The sequence below is a fragment of the Methylobacterium dankookense genome, from assembly GCF_902141855.1.
Lineage (GTDB): Bacteria > Pseudomonadota > Alphaproteobacteria > Rhizobiales > Beijerinckiaceae > Methylobacterium > Methylobacterium dankookense.
This window is the reverse complement of the sequence record NZ_CABFVH010000001.1, coordinates 327,204-346,312: the sequence shown is the minus strand read 5'-3', so window position 1 is coordinate 346,312 and position 19,109 is coordinate 327,204. Positions and strand designations below refer to the sequence as shown.

At 70.1% G+C, this 19,109-nt stretch carries 20 protein-coding genes; 10 read left to right on the top strand and 10 right to left on the bottom strand.

Features of this window, described 5'->3' with window-relative positions; translation table 11 throughout:
- The first annotated feature begins 9 nt into the window (after window positions 1-9).
- The 4 genes from MTDSW087_RS01735 to MTDSW087_RS01720 all read left to right on the top strand — a co-directional run bounded on the left by MTDSW087_RS01735 (window position 10) and on the right by MTDSW087_RS01720 (window position 4,797).
- Entirely contained in the window at window positions 10-1,551 is a 1,542-nt protein-coding gene (locus tag MTDSW087_RS01735) for a PepSY-associated TM helix domain-containing protein (protein ID WP_144759253.1), read from the top strand.
- Window positions 1,548-1,895, top strand: a complete 348-nt coding sequence (locus MTDSW087_RS01730) for a DUF3325 domain-containing protein (RefSeq protein WP_144759250.1) — start codon at window positions 1,548-1,550, stop codon at window positions 1,893-1,895. Before MTDSW087_RS01735 ends, MTDSW087_RS01730 begins: the two co-directional genes overlap by 4 nt.
- Window positions 1,896-2,165: 270 nt before the next feature.
- Entirely contained in the window at window positions 2,166-3,989 is a 1,824-nt protein-coding gene (gene typA / locus MTDSW087_RS01725) for a translational GTPase TypA (protein WP_144759247.1), read from the top strand.
- 193 nt (window positions 3,990-4,182) lie between these two features.
- A complete protein-coding gene (locus MTDSW087_RS01720) occupies window positions 4,183-4,797 on the top strand; it encodes a carboxymuconolactone decarboxylase family protein (RefSeq protein WP_144759244.1) in 615 nt (204 codons plus the stop codon).
- 25 nt (window positions 4,798-4,822) lie between these two features.
- On the opposite strand, the gene MTDSW087_RS01715 is transcribed toward MTDSW087_RS01720, so the two are convergent.
- The 9 genes from MTDSW087_RS01715 to MTDSW087_RS01675 all read right to left on the bottom strand — a co-directional run bounded on the left by MTDSW087_RS01715 (window position 4,823) and on the right by MTDSW087_RS01675 (window position 10,900).
- Window positions 4,823-5,584, bottom strand: coding sequence for an ABC transporter permease (locus MTDSW087_RS01715; protein ID WP_144759524.1), 762 nt, complete (start codon window positions 5,582-5,584; stop codon window positions 4,823-4,825).
- 7 nt (window positions 5,585-5,591) lie between these two features.
- Window positions 5,592-6,518: an ABC transporter ATP-binding protein gene (locus MTDSW087_RS01710; RefSeq protein WP_144759242.1), complete on the bottom strand. Its 927-nt coding sequence runs from the start codon at window positions 6,516-6,518 to the stop codon at window positions 5,592-5,594.
- A 181-nt stretch (window positions 6,519-6,699) separates the two neighbouring features.
- Entirely contained in the window at window positions 6,700-7,185 is a 486-nt protein-coding gene (locus tag MTDSW087_RS01705) for a F0F1 ATP synthase subunit B family protein (RefSeq protein WP_186383708.1), read from the bottom strand.
- A 14-nt stretch (window positions 7,186-7,199) separates the two neighbouring features.
- A complete protein-coding gene (locus tag MTDSW087_RS01700) occupies window positions 7,200-7,781 on the bottom strand; it encodes a F0F1 ATP synthase subunit B family protein (RefSeq protein ID WP_144759238.1) in 582 nt (193 codons plus the stop codon).
- A 136-nt stretch (window positions 7,782-7,917) separates the two neighbouring features.
- A complete protein-coding gene (locus tag MTDSW087_RS01695; RefSeq protein WP_066922442.1) occupies window positions 7,918-8,145 on the bottom strand; it encodes a F0F1 ATP synthase subunit C in 228 nt (75 codons plus the stop codon).
- 57 nt (window positions 8,146-8,202) lie between these two features.
- Complete coding sequence (locus MTDSW087_RS01690; protein WP_144759236.1) at window positions 8,203-8,958, bottom strand: F0F1 ATP synthase subunit A; 756 nt, start codon at window positions 8,956-8,958, stop codon at window positions 8,203-8,205.
- A gap of 79 nt (window positions 8,959-9,037) precedes the next feature.
- Entirely contained in the window at window positions 9,038-9,238 is a 201-nt protein-coding gene (locus MTDSW087_RS31370; protein WP_373321948.1) for an AtpZ/AtpI family protein, read from the bottom strand.
- A gap of 410 nt (window positions 9,239-9,648) precedes the next feature.
- Entirely contained in the window at window positions 9,649-10,293 is a 645-nt protein-coding gene (locus MTDSW087_RS01680; protein ID WP_144759232.1) for a DsbA family protein, read from the bottom strand.
- A 133-nt stretch (window positions 10,294-10,426) separates the two neighbouring features.
- Window positions 10,427-10,900, bottom strand: coding sequence for a DUF721 domain-containing protein (locus MTDSW087_RS01675; RefSeq protein ID WP_144759230.1), 474 nt, complete (start codon window positions 10,898-10,900; stop codon window positions 10,427-10,429).
- A gap of 98 nt (window positions 10,901-10,998) precedes the next feature.
- On the opposite strand from MTDSW087_RS01675, the gene mutY reads away from it, so the two are divergent.
- Window positions 10,999-12,363, top strand: coding sequence for an A/G-specific adenine glycosylase (gene mutY, locus MTDSW087_RS01670; RefSeq protein WP_144759228.1), 1,365 nt, complete (start codon window positions 10,999-11,001; stop codon window positions 12,361-12,363).
- Between the two features lie 8 nt (window positions 12,364-12,371).
- Here the strand turns inward: mutY and MTDSW087_RS01665 are convergent, their stop codons facing one another.
- A complete protein-coding gene (locus tag MTDSW087_RS01665) occupies window positions 12,372-13,565 on the bottom strand; it encodes a site-specific DNA-methyltransferase (protein ID WP_144759226.1) in 1,194 nt (397 codons plus the stop codon).
- Window positions 13,566-14,070: 505 nt separating this feature from the next.
- On the opposite strand from MTDSW087_RS01665, the gene MTDSW087_RS01660 reads away from it, so the two are divergent.
- The 5 genes from MTDSW087_RS01660 to MTDSW087_RS29910 all read left to right on the top strand — a co-directional run bounded on the left by MTDSW087_RS01660 (window position 14,071) and on the right by MTDSW087_RS29910 (window position 19,047).
- Window positions 14,071-14,418 carry a septal ring lytic transglycosylase RlpA family protein gene (locus tag MTDSW087_RS01660; protein ID WP_144759522.1) on the top strand — a complete coding sequence of 116 codons (348 nt, stop codon included), beginning with the start codon at window positions 14,071-14,073 and terminating at the stop codon, window positions 14,416-14,418.
- Between the two features lie 187 nt (window positions 14,419-14,605).
- On the top strand, window positions 14,606-14,920 hold the full coding sequence (locus MTDSW087_RS01655) for a polyhydroxyalkanoic acid system family protein (RefSeq protein ID WP_144759224.1): 315 nt from the start codon (window positions 14,606-14,608) through the stop codon (window positions 14,918-14,920).
- Between the two features lie 91 nt (window positions 14,921-15,011).
- The gene (locus MTDSW087_RS01650; RefSeq protein ID WP_186383699.1) at window positions 15,012-15,221 is read left to right on the top strand and encodes a hypothetical protein; all 210 of its coding nucleotides are present in this window, start codon (window positions 15,012-15,014) and stop codon (window positions 15,219-15,221) included.
- A 45-nt stretch (window positions 15,222-15,266) separates the two neighbouring features.
- Entirely contained in the window at window positions 15,267-17,078 is a 1,812-nt protein-coding gene (locus tag MTDSW087_RS01645) for an ATP-binding cassette domain-containing protein (protein ID WP_144759222.1), read from the top strand.
- A gap of 70 nt (window positions 17,079-17,148) precedes the next feature.
- Complete coding sequence (locus tag MTDSW087_RS29910; RefSeq protein WP_186383698.1) at window positions 17,149-19,047, top strand: OmpA family protein; 1,899 nt, start codon at window positions 17,149-17,151, stop codon at window positions 19,045-19,047.
- Window positions 19,048-19,109 lie beyond the last annotated feature (62 nt).

Below are 19,109 nucleotides of genomic sequence, written 5' to 3'. Positions count from 1 at the left end.
GATGCCGCGATGAGGCAGGGATTCCGCACGTCGATGGCGTGGCTGCACGCCTGGTCCGGCCTCGTGGTCGGCTGGATCCTGTTCGCGGTCTTCGTCACCGGCACGGCGAGCTACTACCGCGCCGAGATCTCGCAATGGATGCGGCCGGAACTCCGGGCCGTGCAGGCCGACCCCGTCCGCTCGGCGGAGCACGCGGTGGCGTTCCTCAAGACGCGGATGCCGGACGCGGCGGGCTGGTACATCGAGCTTCCGAAGCCCGAGAAGCCGGTGATCGGGGTGCATTGGTGGAAGAGCCTGGAGGGCCCGTTCCATCAGGCCCTGCTCGACCCCGAGACCGGCGCGCCCACCGCGGCGCGCGATACGAAGGGCGGCGACTTCCTCTACCGCTTCCATTTCGAGCTGGGCATGCCGCCGATGCTCGGGCGCTACCTGGTCGGTGCCTGCGCCCTGGTGATGCTGGTGGCGCTCGTCTCAGGCATCGTCACGCACCGGCGCATCTTCGCGGATTTCTTCACCTTCCGGCGGGACAGGTCGGCGCAGCGCGGCTGGCTCGACGCGCACAACGTCACGGGCGTGCTGGCGCTGCCCTTCCACCTGATGATCACCTATACCGGCCTCGTCACCCTGGCGCCGATGTACATGCCCTGGGGCGTGCAGACCGCCTACAAGGGCGACCAGATCCGCTTCTACGTCGAGGCGGGGATGATGCCGGAGATGGCCGCGCCGCTGGGGCGCCCCGGCACCCTCGCGCCGGTCGGGCCGATCGTGGCGGCGGCGGCCGCCCGGATCGGTGAGGCGCCCGAGGGCATCTCCATCTACAGCCCCGGCGATGCCCGCCCCGCCGTGGTGGCGATCTTCGAGGAGCCGCACGGGCTCGCGCACCTGCATCCGCAGATCGCCTTCGACGGCGCGACGGGTGCGATGCTCGGGGAGGCCGGCACGGCCAAGGCGGCGACCGTGACCTCGGCGGTGATGGTCGGCCTGCACGAAGGGCATTTCGCCGGTCCCGTCCTGCGCGCCCTGTTCTTCCTCTGCGGGGTGATGGGCGCCGCGACGGTGGCGACGGGGCTCGTGCTCTGGACGGTGGCCCGGGCGCCCAAGGGTGCGCAGGCGGCCGGGTTCGGCCTGCGGCTGGTGCGGGTGCTCAATATCGGCGCCGTCGCGGGGATGCCCGCGGCGATCGCCGGCTACTTCCTGGCGAACCGCCTCCTGCCTCTCGGCCTCGCGGACCGGGCGCAGTGGGAGGTCGGCGCCTTCTTCGGATTCTGGATCCTCCTGGCGCTGCTCGGCGCGTTGCGCCCGGCCATGCGGGCCTGGCCGGAGGCGCTCGGCCTCACCGGTGCGCTCTATCTCGCCGTGCCGGTGGTGAGCGCCCTGGCGACGGGCGAGCACGCGCTCGCCGGCACGCGTTTCCTCGGCTTCGACCTCGCCATGCTGGCGCTGGGCGCCGGCCTGATCCTTGCGGCGCGTAAAGCTGCGCGGCGGGGTGCGTCCGCACTGAATTCCCGCCGGATCCCCGGCATGACGGGCGAGGAGGCCCTGCGCGCGTGACTCCGGTGGTCGTTCTCCTGAACCTCGCCCTCTGCTTCGCCGGGTTCGGCGCCCTGGCGCTGAGCCTCGACCGGCACCACCGCGACGCGCTCGGCGGCCGCGTGCCGGCGGCCCGCATCCTGCCGCAGCGTCTCGGGGGATGGGGCCTGATCCTGCTCTCGCTCGCCGCGGCGGTGATGCTGGAGGGGTGGAATTTCGGCCCCGTCCAGTGGATCGGCGCCCTCACCGGCGCCGCGCTCCTCGTCGTCGCCCTGCTCAGCTACCGCCCGTCCTGGCTGCGCCCGGCGGCGCTCGCGGCGCTGCCCCTCGGCGGCCTGCTGCTGCCCGTGGTGCTGATGGGCTGAGAGCCTGTTCCGGCCGGGCCAACACGATTTTCCGGGGGAAACTCCGTTTCGCTGATCCGGTCATCCCGAGATGAGATGGCCGGGTCGGAAAGGCTGCACGAACGGGTTCGACAAGACCGAGGCGCGCCCGGCCCGCGCGCCCGCCGCACTTGCCGGATCGGGCCGCACCTTCTATTGCGACGCGAAAGCACGAATCCGCCAACCCCACCCGGCGGGGCGGCCGCCGAGGCGGTCTGCTCCGTGGCGGGTTCTACTCGCTTCGGACATCCTATGAAGCTGCGCAACATCGCCATCATCGCCCACGTCGATCACGGCAAGACGACGCTCGTCGACAAGCTGCTCCAGCAGTCCGGCACCTTCCGCGAGAACCAGCGGGTCGAGGAGCGGGCGATGGACTCGAACGACCTCGAGAAGGAGCGCGGCATCACCATCCTGGCCAAGGCGACCTCGGTCGTCTGGAAGGACACCCGCGTCAACATCGTCGACACTCCCGGCCACGCCGATTTCGGCGGCGAGGTCGAGCGCATCCTCTCGATGGTCGACGGCGTGATCGTGCTGGTCGACGCCGCCGAGGGACCGATGCCGCAGACCAAGTTCGTGGTCGGCAAGGCCCTCAAGATCGGCCTGCGCCCGATCGTCGCCATCAACAAGGTCGACCGTCCGGACGCGCGCATCAACGAGGTCGTCAACGAGGTCTTCGACCTGTTCGCGGCCCTCGACGCCACCGACGAGCAGCTCGACTTCCCGATCCTGTACGGCTCGGGCCGGGCCGGCTGGATGGCCTCCTCGCCGGAGGGCGACCAGTCCGAGGGCCTCGCGCCCCTGTTCGACCTCGTGCTGCAGCACGTGCCCCAGGCCAAGACCGAGGAGGGCCCGTTCCGGATGCTCGGCACGCTGCTCGAGGCGAACCCCTTCCTCGGCCGCATCATCACCGGCCGCATCGCGTCGGGCACGGTGAAGCCGAACCAGACGATCAAGGTGCTCGACCGCGACGGCAAGGTCATCGAGACCGGCCGCGTGTCGAAGATCCTGGCCTTCCGCGGCCTGGAGCGCGCGCCGATCGACGTCGGCGAGGCGGGCGACATCGTCTCGATCGCCGGCCTCGTGAAGGGCACGGTGGCCGACACCTTCTGCGACCCGCAGGTCGATACCCCGATCCAGGCCCAGCCGATCGACCCGCCGACCGTGACGATGTCCTTCATCGTCAACGACAGCCCGCTCGCCGGCACCGAGGGCGACAAGGTCACGAGCCGCATGATCCGCGACCGCCTGTTCAAGGAGGCCGAGGGCAACGTCACGCTCAAGATCGAGGAAGCCGCCGACAAGGACTCGTTCTACGTCTCCGGCCGCGGCGAGCTGCAGCTCTCGATCCTGATCGAGACCATGCGCCGCGAGGGCTTCGAGATCGCCGTGTCGCGCCCCCGCGTCGTCTTCGAGAAGGACGAGAACGGCCAGCTGCTGGAGCCCGTCGAGGAGGTCGTCATCGACGTGGACGAGGAGCATTCCGGCGTCGTCGTCCAGAAGATGTCCGAGCGGAAGGCCGAGATGCTGGAGATGCGGCCCTCGGGCGGCGATCGCCTGCGCCTCGTCTTCCACGCCCCGACCCGCGGCCTGATCGGCTACCAGGGCGAGCTGCTGACCGACACCCGCGGCACCGCGATCATGAACCGCCTGTTCAAGGCCTACGAGCCCTACAAGGGCGAGATGCCGGGTCGCCGCAACGGCGTGCTGATCTCGAACGACAAGGGCGAGGCGGTGGCCTACGCCATGTGGAACCTCGAGGATCGCGGCCCGATGATGATCGAGCCCGGCTGGAAGGTCTACCAGGGCATGATCGTCGGCGAGCACAACCGCGAGAACGACCTCGAGGTGAACGTCCTCAAGGGCAAGAAGCTCACCAACATCCGCACCACCTCGAAGGACGAGGCCGTGCGCCTGACGCCGCCGATCAAGATGACCCTGGAGCGCTCGCTCGCCTGGATCCAGGACGACGAGCTGGTCGAGGTCACGCCGAAGTCGATCCGCCTGCGCAAGGCCGTGCTCGACCCGAACGACCGCAAGCGCGCCGAGCGCGCCAAGGAGGCGGTCGCTTAAGGGCGATCCCGCCGGACCGACGATCCTCCGAGCGCCCGGGGCGGCTTTTCGCCCCGGGCGTTTTGCTGTCCGAGGGCCGGCGGTCGCGAAACGCTGCCGTTGTCAGCCTTTCGGCCTCGGGCCGCCGTCTCGGCCCCTCGCATCCGGAGCGGGGCTCGGCGAGAACACCGTCGTCCCTACTGGAGACGAATCCATGATGCGCTCTCTCCTCGCCCTCGGGCTGATCCTCGCGCCGCTCGCCGCGCGCGCCGAGGATCGCCTGCCCACGATCCCGCCGAGCCGGTACACGCCCGAGCAGAAGCAGGCCGCCGAGGCCTTCGAGGCGGCGCGCAAGACGCCCGTCTTCGGCCCGTTCGAGCCGCTGATGCACTCGCCCGAGGTGATGACCCTCGCCCGATCCATGGGCGACTACCTGCGCTACAAGCCGAAGATCGGCACCACCCTGTCCGAGCTCGTCATCCTGGTCACGGCGCGGCGCTGGACGCAGGATTACGAGTGGTACGTCCATGCGCCGATCGCGAAGAAGGTCGGGATCGCCGAGGGCATCATCGCGGCGATCCGCGACGGGCGGCGGCCGGAGGGCATGAGCGCGGACGAGATCCTCGTCTACGACTTCACCACGGAGCTGCAGGACAACAAGCGGGTCTCCGACGCCACCTTCGCCAAGGCCGAGCAGCGCTTCGGCAAGGACGGCGTCGTCGATCTCACCGCGATCAGCGGCTACTACACGTTCCTCGCCATGGAGCTGAACATGGCCCGCTATCCGCTCCCCAAGGACGGCACGCCGCTTCCGCGCCTGCCCGAGTGAGGCCGGCGCCTCCGCCGGGCTGCCGTCAGCTCTTCAGGCGGTAGCCCGTGCGGAAGATGTAGGTGACCGCGGCCAGGCAGAGCGCCAGGAACAGCAGCGTCATCGCAAGGCTCACCCCGATGGCGACGTCGGCCTGGCCGAAGAAGGCCCAGCGGAAGCCGCTGATCAGATAGACCACGGGGTTGAGCAGGCTGACCGTGTACCAGAAGGGCGGCAGCATCTCGATGGCGTAGAAGCTGCCCCCTAGGAAGGTCAACGGCGTGATGATGAGCAGCGGCACGAGCTGCAGCTTCTCGAACCCGTCCGCCCACAGGCCGATGACGAAGCCGAACAGGCTGAAGGTGACGGCGGTGAGCAGCAGGAAGGCGAGCATCCAGACCGGGTGGTCGATGCGCAGCGGCACGAACAGGGCCGCCGTCGCCAGGATGATCAGCCCGATCAGGATCGACTTCGAGGCAGCCGCCCCGACGAAGCCGAGCACCACCTCCACCGGCGAGACCGGGGCCGAGAGGATCTCGTAGATCGTGCCGGCGAAGCGCGGGAAGTAGATGCCGAAGGAGGCGTTGGTGATGCTCTGCGTGAGCAGCGAGAGCATCATCAGGCCGGGCACGATGAACAGGCCGTAGGGCACCTCGTCCACCATGGTCATGCGCGAGCCGATCGCCGCGCCGAACACCACGAAATAGAGCGAGGTCGAGATCACCGGCGCGAGGATGCTCTGCGTCGCGGTCCGCAGGAAGCGGCTCATCTCGAACACGTAGATCGCCCGCACGGCGGGCCAGTTCATCGCCATGTCAGGCGCGCTCCCGCACGAGGTCCACGAAGATGTCCTCCAGCGAGCTCTGCCGGGTCTGCAGGTCGCTGAAGGTGATGCCCGAGCTGGCGAGCTCGTTGAGCAGGCGGGTGATGCCGGTGCGCTCGCCCTGGCTGTCGTAGGTGTAGACCAGCTCGCGGCCCCCGCCCGTGAGTTCCAGGCCCCGGTCGGCGAGGGATTCGGGCAGCTCGATGAGCTGGGTCTGGAGATGCAGGGTGAGCTGCTTGCGCCCGAGCTTGCGCATCAGCTCGGCCTTCTCCTCCACGAGGATGATCCGGCCCTTGCGGATGACGCCGACCCGGTCGGCCATCTCCTCCGCTTCCTCGATGTAGTGCGTGGTGAGGATGACGGTGACGCCCTGCTCGCGCAGGCGCCGCACCAGGCGCCACATGTCCTGACGCAACTCCACGTCGACGCCCGCGGTCGGCTCGTCGAGGAAGAGCACGCGCGGCTCGTGGGCCAAGGCCTTGGCGATCAGAACGCGGCGCTTCATGCCGCCCGAGAGCTGCATCATGCGGCTGTCGCGCTTCTCCCAGAGGGAGAGGTCGCGCAGCACGCGCTCGATATGGTCCGGATTCTTCGGCAGGCCGAACAGGCCGCGGCTGAAGCTGACCGTCTTGCGCACCGTCTCGAAGGCGTCGGTGGTCAGCTCCTGCGGCACGAGGCCGATCATCGCGCGGGCGGCGCGGTAGTCGCGCAGGATGTCATGCCCGTCGACCGTGACCGTGCCGGTGGAGGGCGTGACGATGCCGCAGATGATGTTGATCAGGGTCGACTTGCCCGCCCCGTTGGGGCCGAGCAGGGCGAAGATCTCGCCGCGGGCGATATCGAGATCGACCTCCGCCAGGGCTGAGAGCCCCGACGCATAGGTCTTCGACAGGTTCTTGATGGAGAGGATCGGCTGCATCGGGAAACGCGTGCGGCGGGCGGCGCGGGCCTATAGCACGCTGAGCCGCCCACCAAAGCGGTTCATCCCGTCTCGGAGCCGCCGATCGCACCCCTGCGGTTCGGCCTGTGCCAAATGGCACGTGCCCGAAACGCGAAGAGCCGCCCGAAGGCGGCTCTCCGTCGATGCAATGTCGAGGGGCTCAGGCCCGCAGGCGGGACTTCACCTCGCCGAGGCTCGTCTTGATCAGGCTCTGTGCGGCCTCGCCCTGCATGCGCTCGCGCAGGATGGTCTCGGAGACCTGCACGGCGGCGTCCGCAGCGGCGGCCCGGACCCGGGCGGCCGCCTGGGTCTCGGCCTGGGCGATCTTGGTCTCGGCCGCCTTGGTACGGCGGGCGACGAAGTCGTTCAGGCGCTGGTGGCCTTCCTCGGCGAGGCGCTCGGCCTCCTCGCGGGCGCCCGCGACGATGGCCTCGGCCTCCTTCTCGGCCTCGGTGCGGCGGCGCTTGTAGTCGGCCAGCACGGCGGCGGCCTCCTCGCGCAGGCGCTTGGCCTCGTCGAGCTCGTGCCGGACGCGCTTGGCGCGGCCGTCGAGACCCTTGGTGATCATCGAGAAGGCGCCGGCCTTGGCCGCGAGCGCCAGGAAGATGACGAAGGCCGCGGCGACCCAGAATTCCGCAGTGAGCAGCATGGTTGGAATCCTCAGTGCGCGGTCGCGGTACGGTCGAGGGCGCGGTCGAGGCTCGCCTTGTCGGGAGCCTTGCCGGTGAGGCGCTCGACGATCGCGGCGGCGGTCTCGCCGGCGATGGTGCGGACGTTGCCCATGGCCTCCTCGGTGCGGCCCTTGAGGGTCGCCTCGGAGGCGGCGAGCTTCGCGTTCAGCTCGGCCTCGAGCGACTTGCGCTTGGTCTCGGCCTCGGCGGCGAGCTCGTTGCGGGTGTTCTGCGCGATCTCGCGCGCCTTGCCCTGCGCGTCGCGGAGGGACTTCTCGTAGGCGGCACCGGCCTCGTCGGCCTCGGCCTTCATGCGCTGGGCCTCGTCGAGGTCGCTCGACAGGCGCGTGGCGCGGTCGTGCAGGATGCCCTGGATGCGGGGCAGGGCGACCTTGGCCATCAGGTAGTAGAGCGCGCCGAAGGCGAGCGCCAGCCAGACGAGCTGGGCCAGGAAGGTGTGGCTCTCGAAGGGCGGGAAGGCGTGCTTCGCGGCCGGGTGCAGGATCTCGCCCTTGCCGGCGTAGGTGTCGGTCCCGGGCGGAGGTGTGGTGAGAGGATTCGGCTGCGCCATGGCCCCGTCCGTGAGGAATCTGATTCAAAGAAAACGAGCGCTCGCGAGGGGTCTCGGAGCGCTCAGCGGAGCCGGTGGACCGGCTGCCTGCCCTCCGCCGCGGCGCTGAGGACCGCGGCGGAGGGGTGGTCCATCCTCAGACGGCGAAGAGGAGGAGCAGCGCGACGAGCAGCGAGAAGATGCCGAGCGCCTCGGTCAGCGCGAAGCCCAGGAGCAGGTTGGTGCGCTGGCTGTCGGCGGCCGAGGGGTTGCGCAGCGCGCCGGCGTAGAACTGGCCGAACAGGTTGCCGAGGCCGATGCCCGCGCCCGCCATGCCGAGGCAGGCGAGACCGGCGCCGATGTACTTCGCAGCGACGGGATCCATCATAAACTCCTGAAGTTTTCGAACTTGCGTTACGGCGGAGGGAGGCCGGCCTGGAGATCAGTGGCCGGGGTGAAGCGCGTCGGCGAGATAGACCGCCGTGAGCGTCGCGAAGACGTAGGCCTGCAGGGCCGCCACCAGGAATTCCAGTGCGGTCAGCGCGATCGTGAGGAAGAGCGGCAGCGGCGAGAGCACGCTCCAGGCGCCGGCGAGCAGGAGCTGCGCGACGAAGAAGGCGAAGATCTTCAGCGCGATGTGGCCGGCGAGGATGTTGGCGAAGAGACGGACCGAGAGACTGATCGGGCGCGAGATGAAGGAGACGATCTCGATCGGCACCATGATCAGCAGCAGGGGCTTGGGCACGCCCGAGGGAATGAACAGGCCGAGGAAGTGGGTGCCGTGCTTCATCACGCCGTAGATCACCACGGTCGAGATCACCAGGAAGGCGAGGCCGAAGGTGATGATCAGGTGGCTGGTGACGGCGAAGGCGTAGGGGATCATCCCGAACATGTTCAGGATGAGTACGAACATGAACAGCGAGAACACGAGCGGCAGGAAGCGCTGCTCCTTGTCGCCGGTGGCCTGGTGCAGGGTGTCGGCGATGAACTCGTAGAACACCTCGGCGAGCGACTGCATCCGGCCGGGGACGACCGAGCGGCTCGCGGTGCCGACGATGGTGATGAGGGCGATCACGCCGACGGCGGCGAACATGTAGAGCGCCGACTGGGTGAACGCGATCTCCTGGTGGCCGATATGGCCGAGGGAGACGAGCGGCTTCAGCTCGAACTGGTGGATCGGGTCGATGCTGGCCGCCATGCTACGCTTCTGCTCCCAACCGTGTCCCGGGCCGCCTCGCGGCCTGCCCCGGGCGGCTAACCCGATTTCGTGTCGCCCCTCAAGGGCCTTTCCGGTCTTTCGGCCGGTCTTTTGCTCCGGAGAACCCGGATAGGCGCATGATGTTGTAGATGCCCGTCACGAAGCCCAGCAGCACGAAGACGATCATCCCCCAGGGTTTCGTCCCGAGGAAATGGTCGAACAACCAGCCGAGGATCCCGCCCGCGATGACGCCGGCGATGAACTCCGTCGAGAGCGTCATCGCCTGTCCGAGGGAGGAACGATCAGACGACCCTGGACGCGGCGAAGGATCGGGAGCAGCCGGGGGCCGCTTCCGGTCGATCTGCGTCTCGAGACGTCTGAGCCTCGCGGAGAGTTCGCTGTCCGTGGGCGCTGCCCGGTCTCCCTGTCCCTCGTCCTTTGGGTCGTTGCCGATCACGGCGCCCCCCGTTGGCGAGAGCATGGAAACCTTGGCTTGCCCCCTTCAAGCGCGGCGCACCATAGTTTCGCCCCCATGGTGTGTCAAGGCGCCGAAAACATCGATCAAGGCCTTGATCGATCTGGCTTTTTCGTGCTTCTCGGATCCTCCGGGCAACAGCTTGTCCCCGAAAGGTCCGGGATCGCCGCGGCGCCGTCCGCGGGGCTCCCCGGACGGCGCTGATCGAGGCCTGCTCAGGCGCCCAGGATCGGCTTGATCACCTTCTCCATGCCCTCGACCGTCATCTCGCCCTTGTAGCGCTCGCCGTTGATGAAGAAGGTCGGCGTGGAATCGACCTTGAACGTGTCGAGGCCGCGCTGCTTGACCGCGTTCACGCCCGCATAGAGCTTCTCGTCCTTCAGGCAGGCCTCGAACTTCTCCTTCGAGTAGCCGGCTTGGCGGAGCATCTGCTCCAGCGCGTCCACCGGCTTCTGCTGGAAGGCCCAGGCGGCCTGCTGGTCGAAGAGCAGGTCGGTGATCGGGTAGTACTTCGCGTCGCCGTCGCAGCGGGCGAGCATGAAGGCCGCCGTGGCGAGCGGATCGAGCGGGAACTCGCGCAGCGTGAAGCGAACCTTGCCCGTGTCGACGTAGCGCTCCTTCAGCGCGGGCCAGGTGGTGCGGTGGAAGGCGGCGCAGTGCGAGCAGGTCATCGAGGCGTACTCGATGATCGTGACCTTGGCGTCCGCCGGCCCGAGCCAGACGTCGCCCAGCGGCCCGGGCTGCAGCAGGGCCGCCGCGTCCGCGCCCTGCGCAAAGGCGGGGAGGCCGAGCTTCGGCAGGATGATGGCTGCGCCGACGGCGAGCCCGGTGACCTTCAAAGCGTCGCGCCGCGTGATCATGTCGAAACTGGCTCCGCTGGTGATCCGAATGCGTGGCCCATGCGGTAGCCGCGTGGAGGGATTACGGCAAGGCGACGGGTTTCCGCAGGGGCTCGGAGCCGGCGGCCTGGGGATGGAGCGGTCCGGCAGGTTCTCAGCGCTCGGTCACCACCGCGATTCCGAGCCGGTCGAGCGCGTCGCGCAGGGACGGATCCTCGATTCGGGCGACCGCGCTCGCCACCTCGCCGCGGCGGGCGGGGTCGGTGGCGGCGGCGCGGGGCGCCCGGCCGGCGCGCAGGATCCGGTCCTGCTTCATCACGATGCGGTTGATGCAGGCCCAGCCGTAATGGGCGTTGATGCGCTCGATCACCACGGGGGCAAGGTGCTGCAGCTCGATTGCGAACACGCTCTCGACCTGCACCACGAGGGTGCCGGAATCGGCGGCCTCGGCGCTCGATCGGCGGCGGCGCGGCCACTCGATCCGGGCGGGACGCGAGAAGCGGGCGAGGCGCTCGCCGACGATGTCGGGCCAGGCGGCGAGGATGTCGGTGGAGGCGAAGCCCTGTGCCGCGAAGGCCGGGCCGATGCAGCCCTCGATCAGCTCCGCCAGCGGTTTGACGCGCGCCATGCCTCTCACCGCACCGCTCTTGAAGCGCCATGATAGCGCGGCGCGGGCCCAGGCGGGAGAGCTTTGAAGGCCGCCCCGCTCCAGCTATCACCCTGCGGATGCCGAAGCCCGAATCCCCGAGAGCGCTGCCAGCCGAAGCGGAAGCCGGTTCGGCGGGCGCGTCCGGGCTCGCGGCCGCGCAGCCCTGCGCCGCCGACCTGCTCGCGTGGTACGACCGGCATCGCCGCGTCCTGCCCTGGCGGGCGCTGCCGGGCGAACATCCGAACCCGTATCGGGTCTGGCTCTCGGAGGTCATGCTGCAGCAGACCACGATCGCGGCGGTGCGGCCCTATTACGAAAAATTCCTGGCGCGCTTTCCCGACGTCGCGGCCCTGGCCGCGGCGCCCGAGGAGGCGGTGATGTCGGCCTGGGCCGGGCTCGGCTACTATTCCCGCGCCCGCAACCTGCACGCCTGCGCCAAGGCGGTGGCCGCGACGGGCCGCTTCCCCGACACGGCCGAGGGCCTGCGCAAACTGCCTGGTATCGGCGCCTACACGGCGGGCGCCATCGCGGCGATCGCCTTCGACCGGGCCGAGGCGGCGGTGGACGGCAATGTCGAGCGGGTGATGAGCCGCCTCTTCGCGGTGGAGGCGCCGCTGCCGGGCAGCCGTCCGGAGATCCGCCGCCTGACGCAGGCCCTGGTGCCGGCCGAGCGTCCAGGCGATTTCGCGCAGGCGCTGATGGATCTGGGCGCCACGATCTGCACGCCGAAGCGGCCGGCCTGCGCCCTCTGCCCCTGGATGCTCCCCTGCCGGGCCCGGCTGCTCGGAACGCAGGAGACCTTCCCGCGCAAGGTCCGGGCTGCCAAGGGCGTGCTGCGCCGGGGCGCCGCCTTCGTGGCGATCCGCGCCGGGGACGAGGCGGTCCTGCTGCGGACGCGGGCCCCCGAAGGCCTCCTCGGCAACATGGCCGAGCCGCCGACGAGCGCCTGGGAGCCCGATTACGACCCGGCAGGCGCGCTCCTCGATGCGCCGCTCGATGCGCGCTGGAAGCGGCTGCCCGGACTCGTCCGCCATGGATTCACGCATTTTCCGTTGGAGCTGACGGTGTTCCTGGCCCGCGTCGGGCTCAACACGCAGGCGCCGCCCGGCACGCGCTTCACCCCGCGGCGCGACCTCGCGGAGGAGCCGCTGCCCGGCCTGATGAAGAAGGTGCTCGCCCACGCCTTCGATCCGAAGCCCGAGCCGGTGAAGGCGCCGCGCGGGCGCCCGAAGAAGGAGCCCCCGCCGATGCCGCTGCTCGCCGTCTTCGACGAGCCGGAGACGGTGGATGAGCCGGCCCCGCGCTTCCGGCCGGTGCCGAAGCCGCGGCCGCGCATCGTCGAGGCGCCGCCGGAGCGTGAGGACATCTTCGACGAAGGGGCCGCCGAGGAAGGGCCGGCCCCGCGCAAGCCCGCGCGCGGCGGGGCGCGGCGCCGGCGCTGATCAGAGGCTCAGCCGGCGCTCGCCATGGCGCCACGCATCGTTTCGCGGAAGCTGTCGATGACCAGCGGACGGCCGTTCCGCTCCGCGTGCCAGAAGGTCCAGCCGTTGCAGGCGGGCAGGCCCTGAACCAGGGCGCCGATCTTGTGGATCGAACCGCAGACCGGGCCGACGCCGAGCTGGCCGTCGGGGCGCACGGTCGCCTTGAAGCGGCGGCGCTCGTCGGTGAGCACCTCGCCGGGACGGATGTGGCCGGCCTCGATCACGCTGAGGAAGGGCACCCGCGGCTCGGCGCGCTTGGCCGGCGCCAGCATCAGGGCGGCCTGGGAGAGCTGCGTCACCGCAGCGATGCGGGCGCGGGCGGCGTTGGCGTAGGTCTCCTCGCGCTCGATGCCGATGAAGCGGCGGCCGAGACGCTTGGCCACCGCGCCGGTCGTGCCGGTGCCGAAGAACGGGTCGAGCACCACGTCGCCGGGATTGGTGGCCGAGAGCAGCGTGCGGGCGAGCAGCGCCTCGGGCTTCTGCGTCGGGTGGAGCTTGGCCCCCTCCGCATCCTTCAGGCGTTCCTCCCCCGTGCAGAGGGGGATGAACCAGTCCGAGCGCATCTGGAGGTCCTCGTTGCCCCCTTTGAGCGCCTCGTAATGGAAGGTGTAGCCCTTCGATTCGGCCGAGCGCGAGGCCCAGATCAGGGTCTCGTGGGCATTGGTGAACCGCTTGCCGCGGAAGTTCGGCATCGGGTTGGCCTTGCGCCAGACGATGTCGTTGAGGATCCAGAAACCAAGATCCTGCAACGCGCTCCCGACCCGGAAGATGTTGTGGTACGACCCGATCACCCAGAGGGTCGCGTTCGGCTTCATCACCCGACGGCAGGCGGAGAGCCATTCGCGGGTGAAGGTGTCGTAGGCCTCCAGGCTGGCGAACTTGTCCCAGTCGTCGTCGACCGCGTCGACGCGGCTCTGGTCCGGCCTGAGCAATCCGGCCGTGCCGAGCTGAAGGTTGTAGGGCGGGTCCGCGAAGACGCAGTCGACGGAGGATGCCGGCAGGGCGTTCATTGCGGCGACGCAGTCGCCGACGAGAACCTCGTCGAGGGGAAGGCGCTGAGCGGAGGGTACGAAACCCATCCGTGGCGCCGGCGCGGACCGCCCGGTACGCGAGACCTGTTTCCGGGCGGGTGCGCCGGCGACCACGGTACGCTGGGAAACCATGGCAAACACCGGTTACGCGACTGACCCGGGCACCATGCTGCCGGTAGGGTAAAGGCGGGGTTTGCCGTTTTCCGCGCGCGCCGTTCCGATTTGGGGCTGCAATTTTTGCCGGGTACGAGTCCCGAATGCCCGGCCACGTGTCTTGTGCGTCGCAGCATCCGCGCACGCCGTTTCCGCGAAAGGTTCCCGCCAAAAGTGCCGGGACGGTCCCACCCAGCGGGCAACAGGCCTGCTCTCAGCGCAGATCTCGCGGGCCGATAGGTGTATTTTCTGCCGCAATCGGTTGCTTGGAAAAGACAATCGTTCAGCACTTTCGGCATTTCTGCGGAAGTAGAGCAAAAGTAAATAATACTTACCCTCGTCGACCGTTAAGGAAAGCTTCATCTGTAGGGCGTCGGTCGCCAAAAACGTGACATCGGGCCGTGAAATCCGCCCGTCTCATTTTAGCCCGATCCGGTTTCGATTGGCCGTCGCATCGCAAACAACAAAGGGAATGCGAATGGCCATGAAGCCTGTCTGCCGGACCGTCGCCGTCATCCTGGGTACTGCTGCGACCGTCGTCGCCAGCGTGCCCGCGTCCGCCCAGAGCGGGGGAGCGTCGTGGTACGGCAGCGGACACCGGACCGCGAACGGGGAGCGCTTCAATCCGAACGGGATGACCGCCGCTCACCGCAGCCTGCCTTTCGGCACGCGCGTCCGCGTCTCTGACCGTCGCACCGGGCGTTCCGTCGTCGTCCGGATCAACGATCGTGGCCCGTTCGTGCACGGGCGCATCATCGACCTGTCCCGCGGCTCGGCCCGGGCGCTCGGCATGGGCGGAACCTCCTACGTGTCGCTGCAGGTCGTGAACTGAGGCCGCCGGCCTGACTACCTGATCATTCGCTCCGCCAGGATCCGGGTTTCGAAAGGGGTCACCCCTCTCTCGGGGCCGGGCGGAGCCCGAACTCATCGCATCGGGAGCCCGGACTTGCACCGGCCGCGGCGTTGCCGTGGCCGGCCGGCACACCCATCTGAGGCCGACGGCAACAACCGGTGGCTCCATGGCGAAACCCCTCATCGTCGACATCCCGCACGATCTCGGACAGGCGGAGGCCCGCCGTCGGATCGAGACCGGCGTCGAGCAGGGCAGGGGCATGCTCGCCAAGAGCGGCGTCGCCATCGACAACCTCGCCTGGACCGGCGACCGGCTCGATTTCGCCCTGTCGGCCCTGGCCCAGAAGGTCGAGGGCGCGATCAATGTCGGCGCCGAGAGCGTCCGGGTCGAGGTGAAGCTGCCCTTCCTGCTCGCCCTCTTCGCCGAGAAGATCCAGAAGTCGCTTGGCCGCGAAGGCACGCTGCTTCTCACCAAGAAGTAGCCGCGCGCCGGAACCCCGGGCGGTGCCTGCCGTTAGCCGCCACGCGCCGCGAAGACCCCGACCCCACGGCGCGTGCAAGGAGCGTCGCGTCATGGCCAATCCCGGCGGAATCCCCGAGGTGCCGGACCAGCCCGGCCCCACACACGAGCCCCCTTCGGAGCCGCCGACCGTCCCGACCCCGGGGCCGGGACCGGAGGCACCGGGCAATGTGCCGAGCGAGGCGCCGAGCGAGCAGCCGGTGGAGATCCCGGTGAACGATCCGCCCGCCACGCCGAGCGGTCCCGCGAACCCGATCGCCTGACCGAAGCGTTTGTGAAGGCCGGCGCGCGCTGTCATAAGCCCGCGCATGGCCGCCCCACCGCTCCTCACCCTTCAGGACACCGCGCTGACCTTCGGCGGCACGCCGCTGATCGAGCGTGCCGAGCTGACGGTCTCGCCCGGCGAGCGCGCTTGCCTCGTGGGCCGCAACGGTTCGGGCAAGTCGACCCTGATGCGGATCGCCGCTGGCCTCGTGGAGCCCGACCGCGGCGTGCGCTTCGTCCAGCCCGGGACCACGATCCGCTACCTCGCGCAGGAGCCGGACTTCTCGGGCTTCCCGACCACGCTCGCCTTCGTCGAGGCCGGGCTCGCGCCGGGCGATGCCAATTACCGCGCTCGGTATCTGCTGGAGAGCCTCGGCCTCACCGGCGAGGAGGATCCCACCAAGCTCTCCGGCGGCGAGGGCCGCCGCGTCGCGCTCGCCCAGGCGCTCGCCCCCGAGCCCGATGTGCTGCTGCTCGACGAGCCGACGAACCATCTCGACCTGCCGGCGATCGAGTGGCTGGAGCAGGAGCTGCGGGGGAGCCGCGCCGCCCTCGTGCTGATCAGCCACGACCGGCGCTTCCTCTCGGCCCTGTCGCGCTCCACCGTCTGGCTCGACCGCGGCGTGACGCGCCGGATCGAGCAGGGCTTCTCGGGCTTCGAGGCCTGGCGCGACGCCTTCTTCGAGGAGGAGGAGCGCGAGCGGCACAAGCTCGACCGCAAGATCGCGGCGGAAGAGGATTGGCTGCGCTACGGCGTCACCGCGCGGCGCAAGCGCAACGTGCGCCGCCTCGGCAACCTCCACGCCCTGCGCCAGGCCCGGCGCGAGGACCGCCGTCCGGTCGGCAGCGTCACCATGCAGACGAGCGAGGCCGAGGGCTCCGGCACCCTGGTGGCCGAGGCGAAGGAGGTCTCGAAGAGCTACGGCGCGCGCAAGATCGTCGACCGGCTCTCGCTGCGCGTGACCCGCGGCGACCGGCTCGGCATCGTCGGCGCGAACGGGGCCGGCAAGACCACGCTGCTGAATCTCCTGATGGGCGGCCTCGCCCCCGATTCCGGAGCGGTGAGCCTTGGCACCAACCTGAAGCCGGTGATCCTCGACCAGGCGCGGGCAACGCTCGAACCTGGCATGACCGTGACCGACGTGCTCACGGGCGGCCGTGGCGACACGGTGACGGTGAGCGGCCAGAACCGGCACGTCATCGGCTATCTCAAGGACTTCCTGTTCTCCCCCGAGCAGGCACGGACTCCCGTGAGCGTGCTCTCGGGCGGCGAGCGCAACCGCCTGCTGATCGCCCGCGCCCTTGCCCAGCCCTCGAATCTCCTCGTCCTCGACGAGCCCACCAACGACCTCGACCTCGAGACCCTCGACCTCCTGCAGGAGATGCTCGGCGATTATGCCGGCACCCTGATCCTGGTGAGCCACGACCGCGACTTCCTCGACCGGGTGGTCGGCAGCGTGCTGGTGAGCGAAGGGGAGGGGCGCTGGGTCGAGTATGCCGGCGGCTATTCCGACATGGTGGCCCAGCGCGGTGCGGGGGTGCAGGCGCGCAGTGTCGAGAAGGCGAAGGAGGCGCCGCGCGCCGAGCCGCGCGAGCGGGCCGCGTCGCCGGCGGGCAAGGCGAAGCTCGGCTTCAAGGACCAGCACGAGCTGAAGACGCTGCCCGAGCGCATGGGCAAGCTCGAGGCGGCGATCACGCAACTGCGCGGCATCCTCGCCGATCCGGACCTCTACGCGCGCGACCCGGCACGTTTCGAGAAGGCGAGCGCGACGCTCGCCCAGGCCGAGACGGAGCTCGCCAAGGCCGAAGACCGCTGGCTGGAACTGGAGATGCTGCGCGAGTCGGCGGAGGCCTGATCGGCCTTCAAGATGCCGGAAAGTCGGGCTGTTCTGGCCTTTCGCGCGGTCCTGCCGTCGAGACCAACCTGTGCCGCTGCCCGCAGACCTCGCCCTTCGGCTTCGCCGCTACGGCTGGCTCGCCGGCCTGCCCCTCCTGGCGCTCGCCTGGGGAGGGGCGACGCTTCTCGCTGCGCCCGGCATCGCCGCGCGGATCGAGGCGGAGGGCATGGGCGTGGCGCGCACCACGCAGGATTCCGGCGGAGAGCCCTGGCTGCGCGTCGCGGCGCAGGGGCGCGATCTCGTCGCCCGCGGCGAGGCGCCGGGTGAAGCGGAGCGGGACGCGGTGCTCGGCCGCCTCGCCGCCTTGCCGGGCCTGCGCCGGGTCGTCTCCGAGGTCGGCCTGATCGAGGCGGTTTCGCCCTTCGCCTGGGCGGCCGAGCGCACGGACCGGGCCGTCGTGATCACCGGTAGCCGCCCAGCGGAGATCGGCCGCCACGCTCTGGAGGTTCAGATCGCTGCGGCGCTGCCCGAGCTTTCCCTCGACGATGCGGCGAGGGCCGCGCGGGGGGCGCCTCCGGACTTTGCTGCCGCGGCAGCCTTCGCGGCGGCGCGCCTCGGCAAGCTCGGTCGGGGGGGACGGGTGAGCGTGACGGATACGGTCATCTCGGCGTCCGGCGAGGCGGTGGATGTCGCGGCCTACGATGCGTTGCGGAGCGCCTTCGCCGAGCCGCCGCGGGGCTTCTCCATGGGCCGCGTCGAGATCCTGCCGCCGAGCGTGGCCGACTTCCAGTTCGCGGTGGAGCGCGTCTCGGGCGGGGGCATCGTGCTCACCGGCTACACGGTCTCGGAGGCTGCGAGATCCGAGATTCGCAAGCAGGCGGAAGAGCTTGCCGAGGGCGCCTTCGTGGACGACCGCACCCGCACCGCGCGCGGTTTGCCGCGGGGCGTGGAGCCGAAGGCGCTGGTCTCGGCGATGCTGAAGCTGGTGGGACTGGTGCAGCGGGGGCGGGTCGGCTTCGCGGAGGGGCGGGTTTCGGTCTCCGGCGACGCGCTCGATGGGCAGGCGGTGGGGGAGGTCGAGGCACTGCTGCGGGCGGAACTGCCCGCCGGAGTCGCCGCAGGAACCGTCGATCTGACGGTGAAACCGCTCTCGCCCTACCAAGTGGCGATCCGGCGCGAGGCGGAATTGGTAAGCGTTTCCGGGCACTTGGCGGATGCCGAGATGCGGGCTCGGGTGATGGCGGCGGTGCGGCCTCGGTTCTTCCGGGAGCGGATCGTCGACCGGACGCGGCTGGGGGCGGGGGCGCCGGCGGATCTGGCGGCGGCGCTGGAGGCGGCCGTGCCGGTGCTGGCGACGCTGGCGAGCGGCGAGATCGCGGTGGCCGACCGTGCGTTAAGTCTTTCCGGCACAAGCCTTTATCGGGAGAGCGCGGCCCGCGCGGGTGACGCCCTGCGCCGCGGCCTGCCGCCGGGCTGGAGCGCCAAGGTGGCGGTCGAGCCGCGCGATCCGCCCCCCAGAAAGAGCCCCGAATCCTGCCGCGATGGCTTCGAGGCCGCCTCGTCGCGTGTTTCATTGCGCTTCGAGGCGGGCAGCCTCGCGCTGACATCGGCCATGTACCCGACCCTCGACGCCGCCGCGGCGCTCGCCCGGGCCTGCCCCGGCCTGCGCATCACGGTGGCGGGCCACGCCGATCCGCCGGGCGCGAAACCGGTCAAGCCCGCCGAGCCGGCCGAGGCGAAGCCCGAGCCTCCGAAGGACGAGAAGCCCGCCACCAGCAAGGCCGCCAAGTCCGCGCCCAAGCCAGCGCCGAAGAAGCCGGCCAAGCCCGAGCCCGCCCCGGAGCCGGCGCCCGAGGAGGTCGCGCGGGCGCGGGCGCAGGTGATCGCCGAGTACCTGCTCCAGGCCGGGGCGGGGATGGATCAGGTCAGCATCGCCGAGGAGCCGCCGGGCGAGCGGCGCACCATCCTCCTCGCCCTGAAGCCCTGACGGGGCTTGATCCCTAAGACGGGGCTTGGAATCCCTGCCGGGGCTTGGAATCCCTGCCGGGG

What these genes read in the sequence shown, in the direction of transcription:
- MTDSW087_RS01735 (WP_144759253.1), top strand. Translation starts at nt 10, where the DNA reads ATGAGGCAGGGATTCCGCACGTCGATGGCGTGGCTGCACGCCTGGTCC.
- typA (WP_144759247.1), top strand. Translation starts at nt 2,166, where the DNA reads ATGAAGCTGCGCAACATCGCCATCATCGCCCACGTCGATCACGGCAAG.
- MTDSW087_RS01720 (WP_144759244.1), top strand. Translation starts at nt 4,183, where the DNA reads ATGATGCGCTCTCTCCTCGCCCTCGGGCTGATCCTCGCGCCGCTCGCC.
- MTDSW087_RS01715 (WP_144759524.1), bottom strand. Translation starts at nt 5,584, where the DNA reads ATGAACTGGCCCGCCGTGCGGGCGATCTACGTGTTCGAGATGAGCCGC.
- MTDSW087_RS01710 (WP_144759242.1), bottom strand. Translation starts at nt 6,518, where the DNA reads ATGCAGCCGATCCTCTCCATCAAGAACCTGTCGAAGACCTATGCGTCG.
- MTDSW087_RS01700 (WP_144759238.1), bottom strand. Translation starts at nt 7,781, where the DNA reads ATGGCGCAGCCGAATCCTCTCACCACACCTCCGCCCGGGACCGACACC.
- MTDSW087_RS01695 (WP_066922442.1), bottom strand. Translation starts at nt 8,145, where the DNA reads ATGGATCCCGTCGCTGCGAAGTACATCGGCGCCGGTCTCGCCTGCCTC.
- MTDSW087_RS01690 (WP_144759236.1), bottom strand. Translation starts at nt 8,958, where the DNA reads ATGGCGGCCAGCATCGACCCGATCCACCAGTTCGAGCTGAAGCCGCTC.
- MTDSW087_RS31370 (WP_373321948.1), bottom strand. Translation starts at nt 9,238, where the DNA reads ATGACGCTCTCGACGGAGTTCATCGCCGGCGTCATCGCGGGCGGGATC.
- MTDSW087_RS01680 (WP_144759232.1), bottom strand. Translation starts at nt 10,293, where the DNA reads ATGATCACGCGGCGCGACGCTTTGAAGGTCACCGGGCTCGCCGTCGGC.
- MTDSW087_RS01675 (WP_144759230.1), bottom strand. Translation starts at nt 10,900, where the DNA reads ATGGCGCGCGTCAAACCGCTGGCGGAGCTGATCGAGGGCTGCATCGGC.
- mutY (WP_144759228.1), top strand. Translation starts at nt 10,999, where the DNA reads ATGCCGAAGCCCGAATCCCCGAGAGCGCTGCCAGCCGAAGCGGAAGCC.
- MTDSW087_RS01665 (WP_144759226.1), bottom strand. Translation starts at nt 13,565, where the DNA reads ATGGTTTCCCAGCGTACCGTGGTCGCCGGCGCACCCGCCCGGAAACAG.
- MTDSW087_RS01660 (WP_144759522.1), top strand. Translation starts at nt 14,071, where the DNA reads ATGAAGCCTGTCTGCCGGACCGTCGCCGTCATCCTGGGTACTGCTGCG.
- MTDSW087_RS01655 (WP_144759224.1), top strand. Translation starts at nt 14,606, where the DNA reads ATGGCGAAACCCCTCATCGTCGACATCCCGCACGATCTCGGACAGGCG.
- MTDSW087_RS01650 (WP_186383699.1), top strand. Translation starts at nt 15,012, where the DNA reads ATGGCCAATCCCGGCGGAATCCCCGAGGTGCCGGACCAGCCCGGCCCC.
- MTDSW087_RS01645 (WP_144759222.1), top strand. Translation starts at nt 15,267, where the DNA reads ATGGCCGCCCCACCGCTCCTCACCCTTCAGGACACCGCGCTGACCTTC.